Here is a 24,415-nt window from a genome sequence, read left to right on the forward strand (position 1 = left end):
TTCCCCATGCTTCCTCCTTCGCAAGTGAACCTCGCCGAAGAGCTGGCTGGCGACAGCCTGGAGCTGCGCGTGCTTTCCAGTATTTCCAAGGTGCTGGTGAAGCGGCGCGATGTTGGGGAGCTGTTGGAGGAGGCGTTGAATATTCTTCAGGGCCAACTGGGTTTCGTGCGCGGCGCCCTTTCCCTGTTGCGCGGCGATTCTCTGGTGGTGGAGGCTTCCTGCGGCCTGTCGCCCGACGAGAAGGAGCGCGGCACCTACCATCTGGGCGAGGGGATTACGGGGCAGGTCGGCAAGACGGGGGAACCCGCCGTCATCCCCGATACGCGGATGGACGGCCGTTTCCTGAACAGGACGGGAGCGCGGCATGAGGGCGAGTCCGAGTCGTTCCTCTGCGTACCTGTCATCCATTCGGGGCAGGTGGTCGGCACGCTGTCCATGGATTTCCCCGTGCAGCTTCCGGACACATTGTCCAAGCTGATGAAACTGCTTGTGGTGGTGGCGAATATTCTGGCCGATGCCGTCGAATCCGTTCGCCTCTATTTCGCCGAGCGGCAGAGCCTGGAGCGTGAAAACGACCGCCTGCGCCTCGAATTGGGCGAGCAGTCCAGCTCGGCGGCGATCATCGGCCATTCGTCGGCGATGCGTTCCGTGCATCTGGAGATCGCTCAGGTGGCCCGATCATCGGCAACGGTGCTTTTGCGCGGAGAATCCGGCACGGGCAAGGAGCTGATCGCGCAGGCCATTCACAACGGTTCCGATCGCCGCCACGGCCCGTTTGTCGCCGTCAATTGCGCGGCCTTGCCGGAAGGGCTGATCGAGTCCGAGCTGTTCGGGCATGAGAAGGGTGCCTTCACCGGAGCGCACAAGCAGCGCATCGGACGTTTCGAGATGGCTTCCACCGGTACGCTGTTTCTAGATGAGATCGGCGATATTTCCCTGCAAACGCAGGTGAAGCTGCTGCGCGTGCTGCAGGAGCGCGTATTCGAGCGGGTGGGATCGCAGGAGCCGATTTCGACGAATGCCCGTATCATCGCCGCGACGAGTCGCGACCTCGAGCAGAAGATGCGCGACGGCGAGTTTCGCGAGGATCTGTACTACCGCCTGAACGTGTTCCCCATCCATGTGCCGGCCCTGCGCGCCCGCAAGTCGGATATCGTTTCTCTGGCGGACTTCTTCCTCGCCAAGTACAACAAGGTTTACAACAAGAAAGTCGTCCGCTTGTCCACTCCGGCGATCGATATGCTGATGAGCTACCACTGGCCGGGCAATGTGCGCGAGCTGGAAAACATGATCGAGCGCGCGGTGATCGTCTCCAGCAGCGGAGTCATCAATTCGTTCGACCTTCCCGCCTCCCTGCAGACGGAGGCCGCTACCGGTACGGCTCCGGTGAAGACCCTTTCCGTTTCCCACGAGCAGACGGCTGGGCTGGAGCGGCTGACGGCTTCTTTCGAGACGGAGCTGATCGCCGCCGCCCTGAAGCGCAGCAAGGGCAATGTGGCATCTGCGGCACGCGAGCTTCAAACAACCGTTCGCAAGCTTCATTACCGCATCAAGCAGCTGCGCATCGCCCCTTCACAATACAAGTAACCAATCATGAAAATAGGCATTATTCAGACGAGCCCCGTGACGGGCGATTTTTCCGGGAATCTCCGAGCCATCGTACAGGGCTACCGCGAGTGCCTCGACCGCGGGGCCGAGCTGATCGTGGCTTCTTCCCTCGCCCTGTGCGGCCATCAGCCCATGGATCTGGCCGCACGCCAGTCCTTTATCATGCAGACGGCGGCTGCGCTCGATGCGCTTTCTCAGGAGGTTTCCTCCGTTCCGCTGATTCTCGGCGCGACGCGCGAGTTCGATCCGGAAGAGGTCGAGAGCGGTGAAGACGATGACGCATGGGTGGAGGACGAGCCGATGGAAGGAGCGGCAGGGCGTTCCATGATCGGCATTTCCCCCTATTTGCTGGAGAAGGATACGGTGACGCTGATTGAAGAGGATACCGTGCATCTGGACGGCGGCATGCGCGTGCATGTCGAATGCTCAAGCGAGCTTTCGCTGCCGATTGAAGAGGATTTCAACATTCTGGTGAAGCTGCCGCTTGCGCCGTGGTTCCGCGGCGAGCTGGAAGCATCCGAGGAAGACCGCGCATGGGAAGCGGGGCAGTTCGACAGTACCGTCGTTTGCGTGCGCGCCGTCGGCTCGCAGGAAGGCGAGGTGTATGCGGGCGGTTCGACCGTGCATTCCCCGGATGGGGTGTTGCGGGGCAGGCTGCCTCTGTTCGCCGCGAAGAACGCCGTGGTGGATACGGACAGGGCGCGCCCGGTCGCCTCGCTGCCCGAGCCGATGGAGCAGGTGCGGCAGGCTCTGGTATCCGGCATCCGCGAGCATGTGAACCGCTGCGGGTTCGGCAGCGTATGCCTCGGCCTGTCGGGCGGCGTGGATTCCGCTCTGGTAGCGGCTTTGGCGGTGGAAGCCCTCGGTCCGGAGAATGTGTACGGCCTCGCCATGCCGAGCGAATACAGCTCGGAATCTTCGATTGAGGATGCCTATGCCCTGGCTGCCAATCTCGGGATTTTCTGCAAGACGGTGCCTGTGACTCCGGTGTTCGATGCCGTGCGCGCCTCGATGGCGGAGCTGTTCGAAGGCACGGAGCCGGACAAGACCGAAGAGAATATGCAGTCGCGCATCCGCGGCCTGTTCCTGATGAGCTATGCGAACAAGTTCGGCCACATGCTTCTGAATACGGGCAACAAGAGCGAAGCCCTCGTCGGCTATTGCACCATGTACGGCGATACGAACGGCGGACTTTCCCCTATCGCCTCGCTGTACAAGACGGAGGTTTACCGGTTGTGCGCCCTGATCAATGCGGAGCGCGAAATCATTCCGCAGAATACGATCGACAAGGCTCCTTCTGCCGAATTGGCTCCGGGGCAGAAGGATCAGGACAGCCTGCCGCCCTACGAGGTGCTGGATGCCATTCTAGGGCATCTGGTGGACAGGAACGTCCCGGCCGGAGAACTGCTGGCCGATCCGGAATGTCCGTTCAAGGAGGAGGATGTGCGCCGCGTGCAAAGGCTGGTCATCGTCTCCGCATGGAAACGTGTGCAGCTTCCGCCCGTGCTGCATGCCGGAAGCTGTCCGGCTGATGCCCGCGCGGATATTCCCGTGATGCACCGCTTGAACGATTGACCCGGCTTTCCCGGAGATGTCGCACAGGGTTCTTGACTTGAGGCGGGATTGGCATAGGATTTCCCCGTATTTTCAACTGTCATGAACCTTGGTGCGCCTTCCCTGCTTCCGTTTTCCTGCGCCGCATTTGCCGGTGCGGTTCTGGTGTGTCCTGCTGCCGGCCAGGCTGCTGCGGCTGAGGCTCCTTCCGCCATCATCGGGCGCATTCTTGCCTTGGTGAAGGAAGAGCTGAAGCTCGTGCGGAGTATCAAGGACGAGGCTTCCGCCAAGGCCGCTGCACCGCGCATCGCGGAGATCGAAAAGCAGTGCATGGAGCTGGATGCCCAGATGGAGGCGCTTTTCTCCCAGCCTCTTTCGGCGGATGAAGAAAAGAAGTTCCTGAAGACAAGCGAACAGCTTTTCGATTTGATGGGTGAGTTTCCGAAGGAATTGAGCCGTTTGGACGCCGTGAAGTTCCACGGTTCCGAAGATTTGAAGAAGGCCTTGAGCCTGAATGCCGAGGCTAACGGGGAAGAATCCCTCCTTCCCGTGAGTGAAGAGGACGCTCCTCTGGCCACCCCCCAGCCCATGACGGCCGAACAGGAAGCGGCGGAACTGGCTCGCATGGCGAAGCTGGCGAAGCCCGACCGGGAGTTCGTGCAAATCATCAAGGGTATCCGCGACGAAGCTTCCTATGAGGCGGCGCAACCCGCTTTGGAAAAACTGGCGAATGAGTATGCCAAGCTCCTTCCGGCTCCGGAAATCGACAACAGTTATTTCAACGATACGGCAAGCGAAGCGTTCCGCAAGGTGTATGATCCCGTCTCAAAGGAACTGGCGCTGATTCATGCCGAGTTCGAGCGGATCGCCGCCTTGGACGACGAGACGGAAGCCCTCCTCGCCGAGAGCAAAACATACGACCTGCTGCTCCGTACGCACGACCTCTGGTTCGGGGTGGATTCCTTCGGCCCGGAAGATGCTCCCTCCGCTCCGGCCTCCGGTGAGACCGCGCCTGTCTCTTCCGGTGATACCGGGAAGCCCGCCACTCCCGCATCCTGACCCTCTCCACCGCTTTTACCAATAGACACATGGCTCTTTCCGACTATTTAGTGACCATCGGCCTGGAAGTACACTGCCAGATCAAGACGAAGACGAAAATGTTCTGCTCCTGCCGGGCGGGATTCGGCTACGAGCCGAACACGAACGTATGCCCGACCTGCCTCGGAATGCCCGGCGCCCTGCCTGTGCTGAACGAATTCGCCATCGAACGCACGATTCTGACAGGCATGATGCTCGGCTGTACGACGCCCCCTCTCTGCAAGTGGGACCGCAAGAACTACTTCTATGCCGACATGCCGAAGAACTATCAGCTGACCCAGCTCGATCTTCCCCTGTGCATCGGCGGCGAGGTGCCTCTGTTCCCGTGGTCGTACCCGGCGGATGTGATTGCTGCGGGCGTGCCGCCCTTCCGCACGGTGAAGCTCGACCACATCCACCTCGAAGAGGACGTGGCGAAACTGACGCACCATACGAACCATTCCCTGATCGATTTCAACCGCGCCGGAACGCCGCTGATGGAGATCGTCTCCCAGCCCGATCTGACCTCCTCCGACGAAACGTACGCCTACCTGAAATCCCTCCAGCAGATTCTGATCTGCGGCGGCATCTCGGATGCCGACATGGAGAAAGGCCAGATGCGCTGTGACGTGAACGTCTCCCTGCGTCCGCACGGGCAGAAGGAACTCGGCACCAAGATCGAAATGAAGAATATCAATTCGATGTCCGCCGTGCGCCGCGCCCTCGAATATGAAATCCGCCGCCAGTCCGACGAGCTCGACCGGGGCATCGCGCAGGTGCAATGCACGCGCCGCTGGGACGACGAGCGGGGCGAAAGCATCCTGATGCGCACCAAGGAAGATGCGCACGATTACCGCTACCATACCTGCCCGGATCTCGTACCGATCCATACGGCTCCGCTCGTGGAACGCGTGCGCGGCGAAGTGCCGGAACTGCCCGGCCGCAAGCATGCCCGCCTGATGGAGGATTACGCCCTTTCCGAATACGATGCGAATACCCTCGTGGCGGATATGGCCGTGTGCGCCTACTTCGAGGAAGCCGCTGCGGCTTCGAAGCATGCGAAGAAGATCGCCAACTGGGTGATCAACACGCTGCCGAATATCCTTGGCGATAAGGAAACGACGCTGGAGGAATGCCCGGTGCGTCCGCAGGCCCTTGCCGGGCTGGTGGACATTGTGGAAGAAGGCATCGTCTCGAACAATCAGGCGAAGGAAGTGCTCGAAGCTCTTTGGGAAAACCCCGGCATTTCCGCTGAAGAAGCCGCGAACAAGCTTGGCTACAAGAAGGCGGATACGGGCGCCCTGGATGCGATACTCGACAAGGTGATTGCCGAGAATCCCAAGGAAGTGGAGCTCGTCAAGGGCGGCAACGCCAAGCTGATCAACTTCCTTACGGGGCAGGTGATGAAAGCCAGCTCCGTGAAGCCGAACCCGAAGATCGTGACGGAGCTGCTGCAGGCGAAGCTGGGGATTTGAGAGGTGGCCTGATCCGAATCGGGCTGGCTGTTTTTCGAGGTTTTTACCGTGTTTTTCGGTAGAAGCAGGATGATCGTATATTTGTAGTGTCAGGTGTTGACAGGCTGTCTATTTGTTGGTACTGTTCTGTTACCCAATTATGTCCAATGATATTGTTTTTTTATTATTAGCAGCTTGTGGGTTGTGTGGATGCCATGCGACCCATTCGCCGATACAAGATACTCAGGTTCTCGTTTTTGCGAATGAAATGAATCTGCCGAAATTATCCCCACATCAGCAGGCGTCCTATGAAGCGTTGTTGAAAGGGCGCCGAGAGTCTGATCCTTCCGTTGCGGTTTGCCGCCGTTTTGTGGAGACTGGGACTTGCGATGCGGAGGCTCTGAGTGCCGTCGTTGAGAGCGCGGCAAAGAAAAACGATGCGGAGGCTCTCCAGTGCCTGCTGGATGTGGGCGTGATGGATCAGGCTGACAAATACCTTTTATTCCAGCTTGCGGAGGATGAACTTCGCCGCAAGAATACCGATAAGGCTGTTTCCTGGCTGGCAGTTGCCGCCAAACCCGGCGATTGCCGTTTGCCCGATCCGTATGCTTCCGTTCGGCTGGTCGATTTGGCCTTGCAAGGGAATGAATCGGCACGCGAGGTTTGCGGACGGCTTGGGTTGAAACTCACCTCGCGGGTGCCGCTTCTACGGAAGGAAGCCCCCGTCTGCTCGTCGGTGAAGTATCAATCTGCCGGAGGCAGAAAGCCCGTGCTCGCATCTTATGGACATGGCGGGTTGAAGGTGGGCATGGAGCTGTACAATGGCAAGGAAGATGCTTTGATGCCCGGCTCGGAGGGCTATTGCAGGATTCCTTCCGGTGAGCAGAAAGGGTATGCCGGAGCTCTTGCTTTCCGTGTCTGGTTTCCGTCAGGCCGCCAGTTGCTTGTCCTCAATCGTGCCGAACCTTTGCATGAGGAGGCAGCTGGAGAAGTGTTCTTCCATCGGCAACCGGGAAGAGCCCTCAAGATGGGAACTCATGTGCATATTCGTCCTGACCGGAAGGCTGTTTTGATCGAGAGGTGCGTGGGCGCTTCCAGCGACGATGATGCACCCTTGCTGATTGCCTTGGATGCTCAGGGTATGCCGAAGGTGATGCCGTATGATGTCCGGCGTGACGATCAGCTGCAACTGGGCTCGACTGCGAAGGATTTCGTTTCCTTTTTCGGATGGCTGCCGGACGGTTCTCCCGAGATGTGGGTGACCGGCGGTTTTTGAGTGCCGCTTGCCGGGGCGTTTACTGTTGTTCGTACACCGTCGGGTCGTCGGTGTGCGCATCGGCGAAGGCTTCGCGGCGCTCGCGGCAGGTGGCGCAGATGCCGCAGTGGCGTTCCTTTCCCCTGTAGCAGGAGTAGGTGTGTGCGAAGTCGACGCCGAGCTGCTGGCCGATGCGGACGATTTCCCCCTTGGTGGAGTCGATGAAGGGACGCAGGATTTCCAGGTGGGCGTAGGTGCCTTCTCGGATGGCTGAGGACATGGCGGACATGAAGGTTTCCCGGCAGTCCGGGTAGATGGAATGGTCTCCCGAGTGGGCGGCGATGACGATGCCTCCGCAGCCGTCGCTTTCGGCAATGCCGGCTGCAATGGCGAGGAAGATGCCGTTGCGGAAGGGGACGACTGTTTGTTTCATGTTGTCCGTGCCGTAGTTTTCCGTCGGTACGGCATCGGCTCCGCGCAGAAGGGCGGAGTCGAGGTGGCGGGAGATGGCGGTGATGTCGATGACGCGGTGCGGGATGCCGAGGGAGTCCGCCTGCCAGCGGGCGCAGGCGAGTTCCTGCTGCGCGTGGTTGGAGGCGTAGTCGAAGCTGAGGGCACAGGCGACGCGGCCCTGCCGGGCGGCCCAGTGCAGGGCAACGGTGGAGTCGAGTCCTCCGCTGAGCAGGACTGCGACGGTTTGCGGAGCGGTCATGGTGTTCAGAGGGGGCGGTTTTCCGGTTGGTGTTCGGCGATGGTGGTGAGCTGGATGCCGCCGCGTGCGCCGAAGCGGCCTTCGATTTTCATCCATGCGGGATGGATGGCGGCGATGAGGTCATCGAGGATGCGGTTGACGATTTGCTCGTTGAAAGCCGGGTAGTTGCGGTAGGCAGCGAGGTAGTATTTGAGGGATTTCGTTTCTACGCAATGTTCCGCCGGGCTGTAGGTGATGGTGAGGTGGCAGGAGTCCGGCTGCCCGGTGACGGGGCAGAGGGAGGAGAATTCATGGGTGTCCAGCACGATGGTGTAGGCCCGCTGGGGGGAGCGGTTCGGGAAGGCTTCCAGTTTGGCGTCGTCCGGGCTGGTGAAGAAGCTGCTGTGCTGGCCGAGTAGGGTGAGGTCGCTCATGATGGCTGGTGGTGGTGGTGTGATCGGAGGTGAAGGGCGGCGCGGTAGGCTTCGCGGGGGACGTATTCTTTCCAGGCGGGGTTGTTGTCGGCGATCATTTTCTGGATGTCGCGAGGGGTCTGGAGGAGGAGTTTTTCGTTGAAGTAGGGTACGTCCACGATGAGGCCGTTTTCCAGCAGGTGCTGGTAGAGGTATTTGTAGGATGAGGGGGGGCGGAAGTTGCTGGCGGTGACGAATTCTCCCGATGAACGGTTGATCCACGGGGTGACGTAGAGTTTCGTTTTGTTCAGGAAGATGTGGCCGATGGTGGAGAGGATGCCGCCGGGGGTGTCCACGACCCATTTTTCCTTGAAGAGTTCGTTGAGCAGGCCGATGGAGAGGGCGATGGCGACGGGTTCCGTGGTGTATTGGTTCAGCAGGGTGGAGATGCTGTGGAAGCGCGCCATGTTGGTGACGAGGACGGTTTTGCCGAGCGTTTTGAGGCAGTCCATGCGGTCGAGGAAGTCGAGGTGGTCGATGGAGTCGCCCCGGAGCAGGTTGCTCATGGAGATTTCGCAGATGTCGATGCCGCGTTCCCGCTGGGTGTCGGTGAGGGTGCTGCAGAAGGTTTTGCGCACGCTGTCGAGCATTTCGAGATGGATGTTGCAGAGCGGGGAGAAGCTGCCGCGCATGAGGACGACCGGGCGTTTGTAGAGGACGTCCGCCGCCTGTGCGACGGAGCCGTCGGGCAGGAAGATGGTGGCTTCGGAGAGGCCGGATTCGACGAGCTGGAGGGCGAAGAGGCGGTTGTCCACCATGCTGAAGCCGTGGCCTTCGAAGCGGACGACGTCGATTTCGATGCGTTTCGGGTCGAGGTTGTCGGCGAGGGATTCGATGAATTCGCGGAGGCGGTCGCGTTTGTAGAAGACGGCGTGCAGGATGTTGACGCCGAGGATGCCGAGGTCGCTCATTTGCCGTTCATGGGACGGTTCCTTGAGGCGGACGTGGACGATGAAGTCGGAGGGCGGGGCTTCGGGGCGGAGCTGGAAGCGGACGCCGATCCAGCCGTTCCAAGGGCCGTTGTCCATGTAGCCTTTGACCTTGACGGTGTTGCAGAAGGCGAAGAAGCAGGTGTTTTTGCCCCGTTTGGTGCCGAGACGGTTGACGAGCTGCGAGAATTCGTAGTCGAGCATTTGCCGCAGGCGTTCTTCGGAGACGTAGCGTTTGACGGGGCCGTACAGGGTGTCGCTGACGGTCATGTCGTAGGCTGAGATGGTTTTGGCGACGGTGCCGGCCGCACCCGAGGAGCGGAAGAACCAGTTGGCCGTTTCCTGTCCGGCGCCGATCTCGGCAAAGGCGCCGTAGATCGATTTGTCCATGTTGAGTTGGAACGCTTTTTCCTGCGTATCCGCCAAGGCTTTGGTGTTCATGCGGCTTGAGAATTATCTGAGTTGTAGTTCCGGCACGGGGATTCGGATGCTGTCCGGAGCGGGTATGGGCAAGGTGCTTTCGTTGCCGCTTGCGGGGGAGGTGTCGTCGTCCGGTACTTCGTCGGCATCAAGGATGTCGTGGCCGAGCGAGACGTCTTCGATGCCCGATGCGTTTTTGTAACGCGGGTTTTTCTGCAGGACGCAACCGAAGGGGTCGTCGCCCACGAGGTCGGGTGCGGTGGGCAGGATGGGTTTGACGGGCAGGATGCGTGCCGATTGCTGGGCATTGCCCGGGGAGGGGAAGAAGTCGCTGAGGGAGATGCCTTCGTCGCCGTGGACGGTGCAGCTGCCGAGGGAGGAGTCTCCCTTGGGCATATATTCCTTGTAGGTGCAGCGGGTGTAGCGGTCGCCGACGGAGGTGCGTTCGGTTTCGTAGCAGAACATGGTGGCTTTTTTGCCGGAGACGGAGCAGATTTCGATTTCCTCGACGGAGGGCGGCATGGGTACGGCTGTATCTGCGATGCTCTTGTCTGCATTTTCAAAGATGGCGCCGAGGATGGGAGAACAGGTGTCCGAGGAGAAGGCGTTGGGGTAGATCGGCTTTTTGCTTTCGACGAAGCCGATCCAGACGCCGCAGGTGATATGGGAGTTGTATCCGAAGAGCCAGTTGTCCGAGAAGTCGTAGTTGGTGCCTGTTTTGACGGCTCCCTTGAAGCCTTCCGGAAGGAAGGAGAGTGTGCGCTGGGCCGAGCCCTTGTGCAGGGATTCCTGCATGATGGAGTGTACCTGGTAGGCTGCGATGGGCGACATGACGTCAACGGTGTGGAGGTCTCCCTGGGCTTGAGGGGAGGTCCAGAGGATTTTGCCGTTGGCATCGGTGATTTTGGTGATGATGTAGGTTTCCCTCGGACGTTTGCCAAGGTTGGGGAAGGCGGTGTAGGCAAGTACCATTTCCTTGAGGGAGACGGGTTCCGTGCCGACATAGACGCGGGGGTAGTAGAAGGGGTTGGCTTCCGTGCTGCCCGGTTCGCGGGCGGGCGGGCGGATGCCCATGCGTTCGAGGAGTTTGATGAATGGTTTGCTGCCTTTGGCCGCTTCGAGGCGTTTGACGAGGTCGAGCGAGGCTGCGATTTTGGAGTAGGCGAGGGAGCGGCGGGCGGTGACGGCGTCTTCGTAGCGGCCGCGTTCGGTTTCCATGCCCCATTCGCCGAGGATGCCTTCGGAGCCGCCGATGCCGCTGCGGCGGTTGTCGATGGCGTCGTCGATGAGTACGGTGGTGGGGTTGAAACCGTTTTCAAAGGCGGTGGCGTAGAGCATGGGGAGCATGGTGGTGCCCGGCGGGCGGGTGCCTTCCTGGATGACGTCGAATGTGCGTTTGCTGAAATCCCGGCCACCGTGGTAGGCGAGGACGGCACCCGTGGCATTGTCCACGACCATGAGCGCACCGTCAAGGTACAGGGGTTTGTCGCCCGAGCCGACTTTGTAGTCCTTCATGAGCGGGTTGTTGTAGTCCGGGCGTTTTTCGATAGCGTCCAGCTGGGTTTGCAGCGCTTTGCCGGAGGCTTCCTGAATGTCTTTGTCGAGCGTGGTGTAGATGCGGAGGCCGCGGCTGCGGACGAGGTCCTCGCCGAAGAGTTCTCCCGTTTGGGCGTCGATGAAGTTGTGGATGTGCGAGGAACCGCGGCTGAGCGGTTTCGGGTTCAGTTCGACGGGCAGTTTTTTGAGGCGTTCCGCTTCGTTCCGTTCGAGGTAGTTGCTGCGCACCATGCGGTCGAGTACGTCATTGCGCCATTTTTTGTTGCCTTCGATGTTTTTCAGCGGCGAGAGTCCGTTCGGATATTTGATGAGGGCTGCAATGGAGGCGGCTTCGCGGACGGTGAGGTCTTTGGGTTCTTTGCCGAAGTATCCGAGCGAGGCGGCGCGGATGCCGTAGAAGCCGCTGCCGAGATAGACGCGGTTGAGGTAGAATTCGAGGATCTGTTCTTTGCTGAAGCGTTCTTCGATGCGCATGGCCAGATAGATTTCCACGATTTTGCGGCCCATGTCCCTTTCTCCCCGGGCTGTAGCCCGGCGTTTGAGATCGAAGGCGTTGCGGGCGAGCTGCTGGGTGATGGTGGAGGCTCCCTGGTTGGCTTTGCCTCCGGCGACGAGCATTTCCTTGGCGGCTCGAACGATGCCGATGGGGTCATAGCCTTTGTGTTCCCAGAAGCGGGAGTCTTCCTGCGCGAGCAGGGCGTTGATCATGTTTTCGGAGACTTCCGATTTTTCAGGGTCGCGGCTGTAGTGGACGTAGGAGCGGTTTTCGTCGAAGATGCGGCCGATTTCCTTGCCGTTGCGGTCGTAGATGATGCTGGGATGGTTGAGGTTGTTGATGTCTTCGAGGTTGAATTCCTGTGCCCATGTTTTGTAGGGGCGGGTGAAGAGGTCGAAGGCAAACCAGCCGACGATGGCCGCAAGTACGGCTCCGATGCCGAGCCAGATGGAGAAGAGCAGAAGCCTTCTTTTCCAACGAGACATACCGCCGAATATGGTTCTGCGCCTGTTGGTCACAGCCCTTCTGCGGTTGTTCTGCTCGTTGCGGCGTGTCTGAAGGTCGTCAAGCTCCGTCATGGCTTTGGGGGACGGATGCTACCGTCGCAAGCCTATTCTATCAGGAAAGAGGCGGCTTTCAAGCAAGGAATCGGAGGGTGACGGACTTTGAGTCGGCAGAATGTTTTACGGGCGGTCTTTACTTTGCGGAACAATGGTTCGGCGGAGTTTGTTGCGCCGTGTCCAGATAGATGCGGCGAGGCCGGTGATGAGCAGTTCGAAGAGGAAGGACCAGTGGAGGATGAAGTTGAGCCACCACGGCGAGAATCCGGGAGAGACGGTCGCCAGCGCATAGTGGCGGTCGATCCACGGAGCGAAGAGCCAGATGTCTCCTACGATGCCGTCGAGCATGATGTGCAGGAAGGCATTCGCGCAGAAGGCCAATGCAAGCAGGGCTGCGGTGCGTCTTCCGGAGAGGATGTACCATGCGGCGGAGAGGAGCGAGAGGGAGAGCCAGAGTACCGGGTAGTGGATCCAGTAGGAGTGGTGATGGTGGCTTTTGCCGTCGATCAGGTAGAAGTAGAGCAGGTCGATGTCCGGAAAGACGGAGCCGATGATGCAGGCTGCAAAGAGGCCTCCGGCGACGACTCCCCGTTTGTGCAGCCATGATGCCACAAGGTACCCGGCAGGGATGTGGGCGATGAACATGGAGTAGGGTTCAAGCGTTGCGGGCGGAACAATGCGGGCAGGTGCGTTCCGCATCTGAGACGAGGAAGCGGTAGCCGCAGAGGCGGCAGGTGCAACGGCTACGTTTCAGCTTCATGCGGCGTATTTTGCTGCTGATGGCATGGAAGGCGAAGGTGAGGATGGTGGCGGCAATGCCTGCGAGGACGATTGTGAGCAGCCATGTTTCCGGAGTGCCCTGGATGAATTTCATGGCTGCGCCTCCTTCCATCCGAGTGTCAGGATGCCGTTTCTCGGTTGCGCCGAAGGTGACCATCGCATGCGGCGGATGATGTTTTCTGCGGCGGTGTCGGCCTGGGGGCTGCCCGAGCTGTCGAGCAGGACGATTTGTTCGGGGGTGCCGAGGGTGCTCAGGACGATTTCAAAGGAGGCGCTGCATCCGATCCATCCGATGTCGTCGCCTTGCTGTGGGGCGGGGCGGGTGATGGGGGTTCCCCATGCTTCCGGAGCGGAGACGAGTTCCGGGACGGCGAGGGCGGCCGCGAGTGTTTCGGGGGCGTATTCGGGCGGCATTTCCGCCGGAGGAAGGGTGAGGTACCAGAGGGCACGGTGGCGGCCGACGCTTCCGGCGAGGTCGTCGGAGGTGCAGGGAGGCAGAGGCGTGGGTTCGATGCCGCGTTTGGGTTTGAGCGGGGCGATTTCGAGGGTGTCGTGGGCGGGGTCGGCCCACGGCGGAATGTAGGTGTCGAGCGGAGTTCTGTTGCGCAGGGCGTTGAGCCGGACGGCCTGGTCGGGCCCGAGGTTGTACACGATGCCTCGGCGTGCGGGAGGCAGGTCTTTGGCGAATTCGATGTCCGAACCGAGCAGGACGAGGATGTAGAGGATGCCGGATATGACGAGGAAGACCGGGAACAGGGTTTTGATCTGCGCCCTCTTGACGAAGAAGGTGAGCTGTTCCTGAAAATGGGTGTAGCGGTGTTTTTCCTCCGGCGTCATGGCAGGGGTGCTTAGAGGGCGGGTTCGGCGGCCTTGGTGCAGTTCAGATCCTTGAGGAGGATGAGGTCGATGACTTTTTGCTCGACGCCGCTCGGGATGCTTTTATCCGCGAAGACGACGATGGTGACGCGGTTCAGGTCGTCTTTTTTGGTGTTGCGGATGATTTTGTCGAGGGCGGGGCCGATGCCGTCGAAGCCTGATTCTATCTGCCTGTTGTCGAGGAAGTACCGCGGTTCGTCGCCCGGTACGATGGTGAGGGTGTAGGTCTGGTTCTGCACTTCCATCATGAACTGGGAGGAGGCGGGCTGGATGGTGACGCCGTAGCGCGGGATGATGCCGGAGCTCATCAGGGTGACGGTGACGACGAGGATGACCACATTGAGTACGACGCAGCCGAGCACCATGAAGGTGATGTCGGGCAGAGTGGAGCGGACTTGGGGGAGGGTCGGCATGGGGTCAGCTTTTTGCGGAAGAGGCTTCGGCAGCCTGTTCGCGGGCGTCGCAGATGATGTGGACGGTTTCGAGGGCGGCGCGTTCGATTTTGTGGATGAGTTTGCGCGAGCGGGCCGCCAGGTACATGTAAAGAAGGTAGGCGGGGATGGCGAGCGCGACGCCGTAAGCGGACGAGAGCAGGGCCTGATAGATGGCCGACGACATTTCAATGGTCGGCAGTTTGCCTTCCAGAATGCCCGGCTGTCCGTAGAAGCGGACGAGGCCGAGGATGGTGCCGAGCATGCCGAGCAGCGGGGTGACGGTGGCGACGACGAGCAGGCCGCGGATGTTTTTCTCGACGCGGAAGACTTCGAGCTGGGTGGCTTCGACGGCGATGTCGCGCAGGTCGCTCCGGCTCAGCTTCGGACGGGAGAGCACGGCCTCGACGACTCGGGCCGTGGGGCCGGGCAGGAGGCTGGCTTCATGGCGGGCTTCGTCGTACCTGCCTTTGCGAAGCAGGGAGGAGAGTCCGCGCAGGAAGTCGCCGGAGTTGATGTTTACCCGGTGGAAGTAGAAGAGCCTTTCGCCGATGATGGCCATGCCGTAGATGGCAAAGATGCTCATCACCCAGAAAAGGGGGCCCATGCGTGTGATGAATTCGCTCATGCGGGTCGTCGCAGTTGTCTGGGTGGATCAGGCGGGCCGGATGCTTTCCGCACCGAAGTAGGGTACGAGAGCCTCGGGGATGCGTACGGAGCCGTCGGGCTGCTGGTACGTTTCGAGCAGGGCGACGTACAGGCGGGGGAGCGCTGTGCCGGAGCCGTTGAGGGTGTGGCAGAATTGGTTTTTGCCGTTGGCATCCTTGTAGCGGAGGCGCATGCGGCGTGCCTGGTAGTCGCTGAAGCACGAGCAGGAGGAGACTTCGAGGTATTTGCCCTGGCCGGGCGCCCAGACTTCGATGTCGTAGGTTTTGGCGGAGGAGAATCCGAGGTCGCCCGTGCAGAGTTCGATGACGCGGTAGTGCAGACCGAGTTTCTGCAGGATGGATTCGGCGTGGCCGAGGAGCTGCTCAAGCTGGGCGAAGGAGTCTTCGGGTTTCAGGATCTGGACGAGTTCCACCTTGTCGAACTGGTGGATGCGGATCATGCCCCGGTTGTCTCGCCCGGCGGACCCGGCTTCGCGACGGAAGCAGGGGGTGTGGGCGGTCATTTTGACGGGGAGGCTGTCTTCGCTGAGGATAGTGTCGCGGTACAGGTTGGTGACGGGGACTTCGGCGGTGGGGATGAGGAACATTTGCTGTTCTTCGGTGCCGTACATGTCGTCCTCAAATTTGGGGAGCTGGCCGGTGCCTTCCATGCATTCGCGTTTGACGACGAAGGGTACGCCCACTTCCTGATAGCCGTTTTCCTGCGTCTGGGTGTCGAGCAGGAAGTTGATGAGGGCGCGTTCGAGGCGGGCGCCGCAGCCGCGGTAGACGACGAAGCCGGATCCTGTGATGCGGGTGCCGTCTTCAAAGGAGACGAGGCCGAGTTCCGCGGCGATCTGGACGTGGTCTTTCGGGTTGTCGATAGCGGGTTTTTCGCCCCAGATTTTGACTTCGGGGTTGGCCGTTTCATCCAGTCCTACGGGGCATGCGGCATGAGGCATGTTGGGGATGCTCATGAGCATGTCGTTCTGCTCGGCGGCAGCGCGTTCGGCGGTAATGTCGAGCTCCTTGATGCGGTCGCCGATGGCGCGCACGCGAGTTTCGAGTTCGGCGGTGTCCTGCCCCTGTTTTTTGAGCATGCCGATCTGCTTGGAAGATGTGTTGCGCTCGGACTGGAGTTGCTGCTTTTCCGTTTCGATCTGGCGGCGCGTTTCGTCGCATTCCAGAACGCGGTCCACCAATTGCCACGCGTCGCCGCCACGCTGGCGCACGCGTTCCTTCACCAGTTCGGGGTTTTCCCGGATTACACGAATATCGAGCATAACGCAGATATTGTGAACCTTCACGCGAATTCAGGCAAGCGTGAAATGCGTCCCCGCCGGATGTTTTCGGCTTTTTTTCTTGCAACGCGAGCGGGTTCCCGGTGTTAATAGTGTCACATGGCGGCATACGAGGAAGAGCTGGATTCTGAAAGCAGGCATGATGCGGAGCTGATGCTGCGCGTCAGCGCCGGAGATGCCGGGGCGATGCGCGAGATTATCGAGCGGCATCAGGATAGCGTGTATGCGACGGCCCGCCGCATGCTCTCGGATAGTGCGGATGCCGAGGATATCGCCCAGCGGACGTTCATTCGCGTGTGGAAGGCGGCTTCTTCGTATGAGCCGAAGGCAAAGTTTACGACTTGGCTTTATACGATTCTTCGCAATCTCGTGTTCAACGAGACGCGCCGCATGGGGCGCAAGCCGACCTGTTCTTCCGATGCGATGGAGGAGGAGTACGGGCAGCTTCTGCATACCGATCCGTCGCCCTCCCCTTCCGAGGATATGGAGGCCAGGGAGTTGGAGGATGCCGTCGAACGCGCCATTGCCGAGCTGCCGGAGAAGGCGAGGCTGGCGGTGCAACTCCGCCGTTTTCAGGAGATGAGCTATGAGGAGATTGCGGCAGTGATCGGGATGTCCGTTTCTGCAACGAAGAGCCTGCTTTTCCGCGCGCGCCAGTCGCTGCGGGAGTCGCTGGCAAAGTATTTGTGATTCGCCGGCTTCGGGGGTTGACGGTGCTTCTTTTTTATGGCAAGAAGTGGCGGATGTTCCTACCCTTTTTCTTTTTTTGCCCGGTGTGGCTGATGCCGCCTGTTTTTCCTTCCGATACGACGGTCTGCGAGTGTGCGGTCGTGCTGCCGGAAGCGGAGGTTTCGGAAAATTCTGCCGAGTCCGTGGAATCGGCGTGGAGGAAGTCTGCTGGCGGTCACGACCGAAAGGCGCAACGTGCGGCGGCGGATGCCCGCGAGGCGTACTGGAACCGGATGCTGTCCGAGTATGAGGCTGATCTGGATGTGGCGATGGAACGGTTTATTCAGGAATGGAAAGAGGGTGGAGATATTGATGCCGAGGATGAAGAGGCCTTGCGTGCCGGCCTGTCCCAAGTGAGGAAGTCGTGGAGGCGGTATGCGGAGGCGGAGGATGCGCTGGTGCGTCGTCTTCCGGTGCCGGAGGGTTTCGATGCCGCCGCGTATGCTGCAGGTTGCAGGGCAGCCGTGGTGATGCAGCATCTTGTCGCGCTTCATGCCCATGCGGCGTTTTCCCTGAAGGAGTCCTTTGTTTTCGGTGAAGGAGAAGAAACGGACAAATGGAGCGGCGGCGATGTGCCTGTGATGGAAATGCCCCGGGACGATTATGCCAGATATCTGGCGCGATTGAGAGATGAAGCCGGTTCGATGTCGTTGATGAATGCTCTGGCCGAGAATGTGGCCGAGTATTGGGACGAGCGCCTTTTACTTTTTCTGGATGCGCTGCCTATAGGTTTGTACAACAATCCTCATCCGGAGCTTGAGGGTTTCCCCGAAGATGCATTGAAGACGGCTCAGGAGGCGTGGCTGGCGTATCGTGATTTCATGATCGCATCGTTGACTCCTTTGCCTCGTTATGTCGGGACGGGTTCTCCCACTTTACGGGCAATACTGCGCGAGCGGCTGACGAGGCAGAGGTGCGAGAATTTTCTTTTTTATGCAGGCACGGGCGATCCTGTTTCTGCTGCAGGGTTCATACCGTATACACGGCATCGGCAAGTTCTCCAGCGGTGAATGACGGAGGCCGGAAGCTGTAGTACGGTTGATCGCGCGTCGCGGATGCCGTGCCGATGACGACGTGGTCGATCATGCGGATGTGCATGATTTTTCCTGCTTTTTCGACGGAGTCCGTCAGGAGGCGGTCGGCCTCGCTGGGGGAAGGGTCGCCGCTGGGGTGGTTGTGCGCGAGGATGAAGCAGTGGGCGTTGTGTTTGATGGCTGCTCGGAAGATGTCTCTCGGGTGGATGAGGGAGGCTGTGAGGGAGCCGACGGTGAGGTCGACTTTGCGAATGAGTTTTTTCCGGATGTCCAGCAGGAGGACGACGATGTGTTCCTGAACATGCCAGAGCATTTCCGGAGCGAGGTAGTCGTAGACGTCCTGTGCCGTGTTGATGGAGACTTGCGCTTTTTCCTCCTGTATGGCTCTGCGCCCCAGTTCGAAGGCGGCGGTGAGGGTGGCCGCTTTGGCGATGCCGATGCCTTTGCACAGGCTTTGGAGGTCGTCGGCTTCCATGCGTCCGAGGTTGGCGAGGGAGCCTGCCTTGCGGATGAGGTCGCGGGAGAGTTCCATGACGTTGCATCCCGGGATGCCCGTGCGGAGGAAGAGGGCGATGAGTTCTTCATCCGACAGGGCGGCACGCCCGGAGGCGGCGAGTTTTTCGCGTGGCAGGAGGTCGGTGGCGGTGAGGCTGGGGGACATGGCGGGCGGGTCAGTAGCAGAGGTCGGCGGTGGATTGCATGGCTGCGCCGAGGTGGCGGAGCGTGTCTCCTGCGGTGAGGGCGCGCTCGTGTCCGCTGCAGCCCCGGCTGACGGCGAGTTCGGAGGCTCGGCCGCAGAGGTAGACGGCGAGTGCGGCGGCATCCCGCGGCATCATGCCCTGTGCCGCCAGTCCGGCACAGATTCCGGCGAGGACGTCGCCTTGTCCGCCCTTGGCCATGGAGGGGCCTCCCGTGCTGTTGTAGAGCATGCCTTGCCTGCGCTGGCCGATGATGGTGCGTGCGCCTTTGAGGACGAGTGTGGCGTCGTGGTTGTACAGGAAGCTGTTGACAAGTTCCTTGCGGGGAGTGTTCATGCCTGCTGAGGGCAGGAGCCTTCTCATTTCGCCGGGGTGGGGGGTGAGGATGTGGTTTTTCTCGAAGCGCCAGCTGCGTTCTGCGGCCAGGTTGATGCCGTCCGCATCGAGGACGACGGTGCCGTCGAAGCAGGAGACGAGGGCATGGAGGGCGAGCTGGTTGGCGTTGTCGAGCTGGCCGAGGCCGGGGCCGATGAGGAGGGCCTGGGCATCGTCTTCGTCGATGTTTTTGTATGTTTGCACCTGCTTGACCATGATTTCGGGCGAGACGCGGGCGGCAAGCAGCGGGTAGGTTTCCGGCAGGCAGTAGAGGACGACGAGGCCGACTCCCGCACGCAAGGCTGCTTCGGTGCAGAGCTGGGCAGCTCCGAGCATGCCGATGGATCCGGCGATGACGGCCACTCTTCCCGCCTTGTTTTTGTAGAGTTCGTAGGGGCGGCGGACGAGGAGTCGGGAGAGCATGGGCGAGTCGATGACTTCATCGCTGTATTCCGGCTGGATGTCCAGATCGTTGAGGGGGACGGGGACGAGGCGGCCGACGTGCGAGGTGGCCGTGTCGGCGATGAGTCCGGGTTTGATGCAGCCGATGGCGGCGGTGTAGTCGGCCTGTACGGCGTTTTCTCCGATTTCTCCCGTGTCCGGGTGGACTCCCGTGGGGATGTCGATGGCCCAGACGGTGGCGTTGCTGCAAGTGCGCCGGAGTTCGTTGATTTCCTGTACGAGTTCCGCGATGGCCGGTTTCAGGGGGCCGTCGACTCCGGATCCGAGGAGGCCGTCGAGGATGACGATGGGCATGCGCGGGATGTCGGCGAGTTTTCGGCGGAGGAGGGTGGGTTCGGCGGTGACGTCGAGTTCCGTGGTGAGGGTGGAGGCTTCGGCATCGTGGAATTTTTCCCATTGCAGCTGGCACAGGCCTTCCATGTCTTCGGCTGAGTAGGCGGCGCGGATGTGGACGTTCCAACCGTGCGCCATGAGTCTGCGGAGGACGCTGAGGGCATCCCCGGCGTTGTTGCCTTTGCCGATGTAGGCGATGCAGAAGATTTCCTCGTTCCGGGCATCGGTTTGCTGGATGATGGCATCCGCAATGCCGGAAGCGGCGGTTTCCATGAGGGTGTAGGCGGAGACGCCTGCATCAATGGCGCGGGTTTCGGCTTCGCGGATCTGGGCGCATGTGGCGAGTTTCATATTTTTTCGTTTGATTGAGTATATCAGATGCCGGTTGAAGGGGCAAACAAAAAGAGGCTCCGTTTTGAGTATGGTCAGGCGGGTGTATGGGAAGGTTCGATGCGCTTGATGATGCGGGCAGGCGATCCGGCGACGACGCAGAGGTCTGGCACGTCTCGAGTGACGACGGCTCCGGAGGCGACGACTACGCCGTTTCCGATGGTGACGCCGGGGTTGATGATGCAGCGGCCGCCCAGCCAGACGTCGTTTCCGATGGTGACGGGTTTGCCGTATTCCCTGCCGGACGAGCGTTCCGCTGGGTCGAGAGGATGGCAGGCTGTGTAGATGTGGACTCCCGGTCCGAGCATGACGCGGTCTCCGATGCGGACAGGGCAGATGTCGAGGATGACGCAGTCGAAGTTGGCGTAGAAGCTGTTGCCGACGTGGATGTTGAAGCCGTAGTCGCAACGGATGGCCGGTTCGATGTAGGCTCCTTCGCCGACGGTGCCGAGGAGTTCCGCAAGGATGCGGCGGCGTTCTCCCATGTCGTCTTCCGAGGTTTGGGCGTAGCGGCGCGTCAGGGTGCGGCACCGGGAGCGCATGGCGCACAGTTCGGGATCAAGCGGTGTGTACATGCCGCCTGCTGTCATGGTGTCCACTTCTCGTGTCATGATGGTATGGTAGCTTGTTATGGGGGCTTGTCAACGCTTCCGGCTGTCTGTTGACGCGGTGCGGCGGGATGCAGGATGTTTCTTTGGTTGCCTTGATGGCTTTTTGATGCTAGCATGCGGGCATGGAACGCATCGTCCGTTTTTTACTGCTCCTCCTGTGCATGTTTCTTGTTGCCTGCGAGGGCCGCAAGGAGGAGTCCTATGAGGGCAAGGTGGTGGTGATTGAGGTCGGGGAGAATTCCCTGGCGAATGCGCAGAGCTTTCAGTTCATGAAGCGTACGCTGGAGCGTGCGGAGAGTGAGGGTGCGCGGGCCGTCGTGTTCGAGCTGAATACGCCCGGCGGCCTTGCATGGGAGACGAGTGATCTGATGATGAAGACGATGCAGCAGCTGCATATCCCGGCATACGCTTTCGTCAATACGCATGCGATTTCGGCTGGCGCGCTGGTGGCTTCCGCCTGCGACAGGATTTACATGGCGCCTGTTTCCTCCATCGGGGCGGCCGGGATCGTGTCCGGCGACGGCGAGGAGATCGAGCCGATGATGCGCCGCAAGGTGGAGAGTGCGTTCGATTCGTTTGTGCGTTCGGTGGTGACGAAGAAGGGGCATAACCCCGCCGTGATCCGTGCGATGATGATTCCTTCCAAGGAGGAGCGCAAGTTCGGCGAGGTGACGGTGGAACCCGATGCGCTGCTGACGCTGACGGGCGAGGAGGCCGTGTCGAAGGACGAGCAGGGCAAGCCGATTCTTGCCGCAGGGATTGCGAAGTCCGTGGAAGATCTGCTCAAGCAGGAGAATAACAGCAATCCCGTGGTGAATGCGGAGCCGACGGGTTTCGAGCAGATTGCGATGTGGCTGGCCATGATTTCTCCTCTGCTGATTCTGATCGGCATGGCGGGCATTTTTATCGAGTTCAAGACACCGGGTTTCGGGATCGGCGGCATTGCGGCGATTGTGGCCTTTTCGCTGTTCTTCTTCGGGAACAATGTGGCGGGCAATCTGGCCGGGTATGAAATGGTGGCGTTGTTCGTGCTGGGTATCGCCCTGATTATCGTCGAGTTCGCCACGGGCGGAAGTTTCATCGTCTTCGGCATCGCCGGGGTGGTTTGCGTGTTGGTCGCGCTGTTTGGCGGCATGCTGAGTACGATCGATGTGGAGCATCTTCTGGATAATCCTTCCGCCGGATGGAGCGATTATGCTGGCGTGGCTGCCGGGCCTGCCTTCAAGCTTGCTCTCGGCTGCGTAGGCGGTGCCGTGGTGATTCTGCTGCTGATGCGTTATCTGCCGGATCTTCCTCTTTTCAACCGCTTGAGCAATGCGACGGCGAGCGGAGGCCCTGCCGGATCCGCAGTGACTCTTGATGAAGTCGCGGTCGATACGATCGGCGTGACGACGACGGAGCTGAAACCTTCCGGCAAGGCGTTGATCGACGGCAAGCTGTGCGAAGTCTCCTCGATCGGCGGCGTGATCCCGATCGGCACTCCCGTGTGCGTGGTCGGCCATTCGGCATTCGGCCTGCTCGTCGCTCCGGTGGAGCTGGACGGGGAATCGAAGTAATTTTTCTTTATTCAATCATTATCAGTCATCCCATTCATTCAATCTTATGCCCGTCTCCGTAGGTCTCATTTCGCTCGGCTGCCCCAAAAATCTCATTGATTCGGAAATCATGGCCGGACATCTTCGCAATGCCGGCATGGTCATGACTCCCGAGCAGGATCTGGCCGATGTCGTCGTCATCAATACCTGTGCCTTCATTGACAAGGCCAAGCAGGAATCCATCGATACGATTCTCGGTGCGGCGCGCGCCCGTGAGAACGGCGAGGCTCCGAAGAACCAGAAGCTGATCGTGGCCGGATGCATGTCGCAGCGGTTTTCGAAGGAGCTGCCGGACCTTCTGCCCGAGGTGGATGCCTTTATCGGCGTGGATCAGGTGACGAAAATTGCCGAGGTGATCGAAGGCGTGATCCACGGTACGGCCGAAGGAAAGAATTATGTGACGCGAAAGCCGACCTACGTTCCCGAGTGGGATACGCCGCGCTACCGCCTGACGCCGCGCCATTCCGCCTATGTGAAGATTGCCGAAGGCTGCAACCACGCCTGCTCCTACTGCGCCATTCCGCTGATCCGCGGCCCGCACCGCAGCCGTTCGCAGGAGAGCGTGGTTCGCGAGGTGAAGATGCTGGTGGAATCCGGCGTGAAGGAGATCAACCTCATCGCGCAGGATACGACCTATTTCGGCATGGACCGCTGGAAGGGCGAGAAGGCGACGAAGCGCAGCGGGGTCGATTCGAGCAAGGGGGAATCCCTCGCTTCGCTCATCCGCGAGCTGGACAAGATCGAAGGCGATTTCTGGATTCGCATTCTCTACACGCATCCCGCCCATTGGAGCGACGAATTGACGCAAGCCATTGCGGAAAGCAGCAAAGTCGTCCGCTATATCGACATTCCCCTGCAGCACATTTCCGACCGGATGCTGGCGGATATGCGCCGCCTGACGGACGGACGGTACGTGCGCGACGTGATCCGCCGCATGCGCGAAGGCATTCCCGGCCTCGCCCTGCGCACGACATTCATTACAGGCTTCCCCGGCGAGACGGAGGAAGACCATCAGCAGCTGATGGAGTTCATCGAAGAATTCCGGTTCGAACGTGCAGGCATCTTCACTTATTCCCGCGAAGAAGGGACGCTGGCCTATCGCATGAAGCCGCAGGTTCACCACCGCACCAAGGCGCGCCGCTGGAATGAAGCTTCGCTGCTGATGACGCGCATTGCCTCGGAAATCGGGCAGGCGCAGATCGGCAAAACGCTGCGCGTGCTGGTGGAAGCTCCGGGCGTTGCCCGCTCGGAATGGGATGCTCCCGATATCGACGGCAGCGTGATGGTCGATCCCGCCTTGCCCGTGGGTGAGTTTGCCGATGTGAAGATTGTGGATGCCGTGGCTTACGATCTCTTTGCCGAAGGCTCGGTCATCCCGGAAGCCGAGGAGTGAGCCGCCGACGATGGCGGAGCCGGGTGGGGCCGAAGGACGGAATGGCGGTCAGTTGTCCTCTTTCTGTGAGGCTGCGTTCCTCTTGAGCAGTTCGAACACGTACCCCGGCACATAGCGGCGCACCTGTTCTTCCCAGCCTTCGGGCCCGATGAGCCCCTTGACCATGGAGGAGGAAAGCTCGGAAATCGAGCGGGGCGGCATCAGGAAAATGGTTGTGATCTGGGGAGCCATGTCCGCATTGATGTGGCGCATCACACGCTCGTACTCGTAGTCGTGCGAGGAGCGGATGCCGCGGATCATGACCATGGCGCCGTTCTCCTTGGCGAAGTCGACGAGGAAGCGGTTATTGAATTCCTTGATCTCCACATTATCGAGTCCCTTGAGGGATTCTTCGAGCATCCGCGTGCGCTCGTCCACGGAGAAAGTGGACCGTTTTTCGGGGTTCAATCCCACGGCGACGATGAGCCGATCAAAGAGGGCGGCCCCTTGCCGGATCATCCAGACGTGCCCGTTTGTCAGGGGATCGAAGCTGCCTGCGTAAACCGCGGTGCGTTGCATGGGTTCAGAACTACATCAAATCAAAAGTGATTCCAAGTCCAAAGTCCGCACCGCGACAAAAAAATGTAAAAAGTCATTGATTGAAACGCGGAATTTGTGTAACCTCATGCCGTTATGGCAAAGCGCGC

Annotated in this window: 23 protein-coding genes; 9 read left to right on the forward strand and 14 right to left on the reverse strand. The window is 60.3% G+C overall.

What is annotated here, in order from left to right; all coding sequences use genetic code 11:
• Positions 1-6: 6 nt before the first annotated feature.
• The 5 genes from PYTT_RS10560 to PYTT_RS10580 all read left to right on the forward strand — a co-directional run bounded on the left by PYTT_RS10560 (position 7) and on the right by PYTT_RS10580 (position 6,969).
• Complete coding sequence (locus tag PYTT_RS10560; protein ID WP_067775185.1) at positions 7-1,587, forward strand: sigma-54-dependent Fis family transcriptional regulator; 1,581 nt, start codon at positions 7-9, stop codon at positions 1,585-1,587.
• A gap of 6 nt (positions 1,588-1,593) precedes the next feature.
• Positions 1,594-3,183, forward strand: a complete 1,590-nt coding sequence (gene nadE, locus PYTT_RS10565) for an NAD(+) synthase (protein WP_067775182.1) — start codon at positions 1,594-1,596, stop codon at positions 3,181-3,183.
• A gap of 81 nt (positions 3,184-3,264) precedes the next feature.
• Positions 3,265-4,221: a hypothetical protein gene (locus PYTT_RS10570; RefSeq protein WP_067775179.1), complete on the forward strand. Its 957-nt coding sequence runs from the start codon at positions 3,265-3,267 to the stop codon at positions 4,219-4,221.
• A 29-nt stretch (positions 4,222-4,250) separates the two neighbouring features.
• Positions 4,251-5,714: an Asp-tRNA(Asn)/Glu-tRNA(Gln) amidotransferase subunit GatB gene (gatB, locus tag PYTT_RS10575; RefSeq protein WP_067775177.1), complete on the forward strand. Its 1,464-nt coding sequence runs from the start codon at positions 4,251-4,253 to the stop codon at positions 5,712-5,714.
• 349 nt (positions 5,715-6,063) lie between these two features.
• A complete protein-coding gene (locus tag PYTT_RS10580) occupies positions 6,064-6,969 on the forward strand; it encodes a tetratricopeptide repeat protein (RefSeq protein ID WP_067775175.1) in 906 nt (301 codons plus the stop codon).
• Between the two features lie 19 nt (positions 6,970-6,988).
• Here the strand turns inward: PYTT_RS10580 and queC are convergent, their stop codons facing one another.
• From queC to serS, 10 genes are all read right to left on the reverse strand, one after another.
• On the reverse strand, positions 6,989-7,660 hold the full coding sequence (queC, locus tag PYTT_RS10585) for a 7-cyano-7-deazaguanine synthase QueC (RefSeq protein WP_067775172.1): 672 nt from the start codon (positions 7,658-7,660) through the stop codon (positions 6,989-6,991).
• Positions 7,661-7,665: 5 nt separating this feature from the next.
• Positions 7,666-8,073: a preQ(1) synthase gene (gene queF, locus PYTT_RS10590; RefSeq protein ID WP_067775169.1), complete on the reverse strand. Its 408-nt coding sequence runs from the start codon at positions 8,071-8,073 to the stop codon at positions 7,666-7,668.
• Positions 8,070-9,482 (reverse strand): nicotinate-nucleotide adenylyltransferase, encoded by a 1,413-nt coding sequence (locus tag PYTT_RS10595; RefSeq protein ID WP_067775165.1) that lies wholly within the window; start codon positions 9,480-9,482, stop codon positions 8,070-8,072. The genes queF and PYTT_RS10595 overlap by 4 nt, the downstream gene beginning before the upstream one ends.
• Before the next feature lie 12 nt (positions 9,483-9,494).
• Positions 9,495-12,092 (reverse strand): transglycosylase domain-containing protein, encoded by a 2,598-nt coding sequence (locus PYTT_RS10600; protein ID WP_067775162.1) that lies wholly within the window; start codon positions 12,090-12,092, stop codon positions 9,495-9,497.
• A gap of 105 nt (positions 12,093-12,197) precedes the next feature.
• The gene (locus PYTT_RS10605) at positions 12,198-12,719 is read right to left on the reverse strand and encodes a hypothetical protein (protein WP_067775159.1); all 522 of its coding nucleotides are present in this window, start codon (positions 12,717-12,719) and stop codon (positions 12,198-12,200) included.
• 10 nt (positions 12,720-12,729) lie between these two features.
• The gene (locus tag PYTT_RS10610; protein ID WP_141675788.1) at positions 12,730-12,948 is read right to left on the reverse strand and encodes a hypothetical protein; all 219 of its coding nucleotides are present in this window, start codon (positions 12,946-12,948) and stop codon (positions 12,730-12,732) included.
• Positions 12,945-13,691, reverse strand: coding sequence for an energy transducer TonB (locus tag PYTT_RS10615; protein WP_067775154.1), 747 nt, complete (start codon positions 13,689-13,691; stop codon positions 12,945-12,947). Before PYTT_RS10615 ends, PYTT_RS10610 begins: the two co-directional genes overlap by 4 nt.
• Before the next feature lie 11 nt (positions 13,692-13,702).
• Positions 13,703-14,143: a hypothetical protein gene (locus PYTT_RS10620; RefSeq protein ID WP_067775151.1), complete on the reverse strand. Its 441-nt coding sequence runs from the start codon at positions 14,141-14,143 to the stop codon at positions 13,703-13,705.
• A 4-nt stretch (positions 14,144-14,147) separates the two neighbouring features.
• Positions 14,148-14,789, reverse strand: a complete 642-nt coding sequence (locus PYTT_RS10625) for a MotA/TolQ/ExbB proton channel family protein (protein WP_067775149.1) — start codon at positions 14,787-14,789, stop codon at positions 14,148-14,150.
• Positions 14,790-14,816: 27 nt separating this feature from the next.
• Positions 14,817-16,091: a serine--tRNA ligase gene (gene serS, locus PYTT_RS10630; protein WP_067775146.1), complete on the reverse strand. Its 1,275-nt coding sequence runs from the start codon at positions 16,089-16,091 to the stop codon at positions 14,817-14,819.
• Positions 16,092-16,208: 117 nt separating this feature from the next.
• Here serS and PYTT_RS10635 point away from each other — a divergent pair, with 117 nt between their 5' ends.
• Together PYTT_RS10635 and PYTT_RS10640 are read left to right on the forward strand one after the other, a co-directional pair.
• Positions 16,209-16,799 carry an RNA polymerase sigma factor gene (locus PYTT_RS10635; RefSeq protein WP_067775141.1) on the forward strand — a complete coding sequence of 197 codons (591 nt, stop codon included), beginning with the start codon at positions 16,209-16,211 and terminating at the stop codon, positions 16,797-16,799.
• Between the two features lie 92 nt (positions 16,800-16,891).
• Positions 16,892-17,848 carry a lysozyme inhibitor LprI family protein gene (locus PYTT_RS10640; RefSeq protein WP_172801817.1) on the forward strand — a complete coding sequence of 319 codons (957 nt, stop codon included), beginning with the start codon at positions 16,892-16,894 and terminating at the stop codon, positions 17,846-17,848.
• Here PYTT_RS10640 and radC read toward each other — a convergent pair.
• From radC to PYTT_RS10655, 3 genes are all read right to left on the reverse strand, one after another.
• On the reverse strand, positions 17,808-18,533 hold the full coding sequence (radC, locus tag PYTT_RS10645; RefSeq protein WP_067775132.1) for a RadC family protein: 726 nt from the start codon (positions 18,531-18,533) through the stop codon (positions 17,808-17,810). The genes PYTT_RS10640 and radC overlap by 41 nt on opposite strands.
• A 10-nt stretch (positions 18,534-18,543) precedes the next feature.
• Positions 18,544-20,091 (reverse strand): bifunctional ADP-dependent NAD(P)H-hydrate dehydratase/NAD(P)H-hydrate epimerase, encoded by a 1,548-nt coding sequence (locus PYTT_RS10650; protein ID WP_067775126.1) that lies wholly within the window; start codon positions 20,089-20,091, stop codon positions 18,544-18,546.
• Between the two features lie 74 nt (positions 20,092-20,165).
• Positions 20,166-20,741: a sugar O-acetyltransferase gene (locus tag PYTT_RS10655; RefSeq protein ID WP_067775124.1), complete on the reverse strand. Its 576-nt coding sequence runs from the start codon at positions 20,739-20,741 to the stop codon at positions 20,166-20,168.
• A 122-nt stretch (positions 20,742-20,863) separates the two neighbouring features.
• Between PYTT_RS10655 and PYTT_RS10660 the strand changes: the two genes are divergently transcribed.
• Both PYTT_RS10660 and rimO read left to right on the forward strand, forming a co-directional pair.
• Positions 20,864-22,297: an NfeD family protein gene (locus PYTT_RS10660; protein ID WP_067775119.1), complete on the forward strand. Its 1,434-nt coding sequence runs from the start codon at positions 20,864-20,866 to the stop codon at positions 22,295-22,297.
• Positions 22,298-22,343: 46 nt separating this feature from the next.
• Complete coding sequence (gene rimO / locus PYTT_RS10665; RefSeq protein ID WP_067775116.1) at positions 22,344-23,729, forward strand: 30S ribosomal protein S12 methylthiotransferase RimO; 1,386 nt, start codon at positions 22,344-22,346, stop codon at positions 23,727-23,729.
• 48 nt (positions 23,730-23,777) lie between these two features.
• Here the strand turns inward: rimO and coaD are convergent, their stop codons facing one another.
• Positions 23,778-24,287, reverse strand: coding sequence for a pantetheine-phosphate adenylyltransferase (gene coaD / locus PYTT_RS10670; protein ID WP_067775114.1), 510 nt, complete (start codon positions 24,285-24,287; stop codon positions 23,778-23,780).
• Positions 24,288-24,415 lie beyond the last annotated feature (128 nt).

Origin of the sequence: Neoakkermansia glycaniphila (genome assembly GCF_900097105.1) — a bacterium.
In the GTDB taxonomy this organism is placed as follows: Bacteria; Verrucomicrobiota; Verrucomicrobiia; order Verrucomicrobiales; family Akkermansiaceae; genus Akkermansia; species Akkermansia glycaniphila.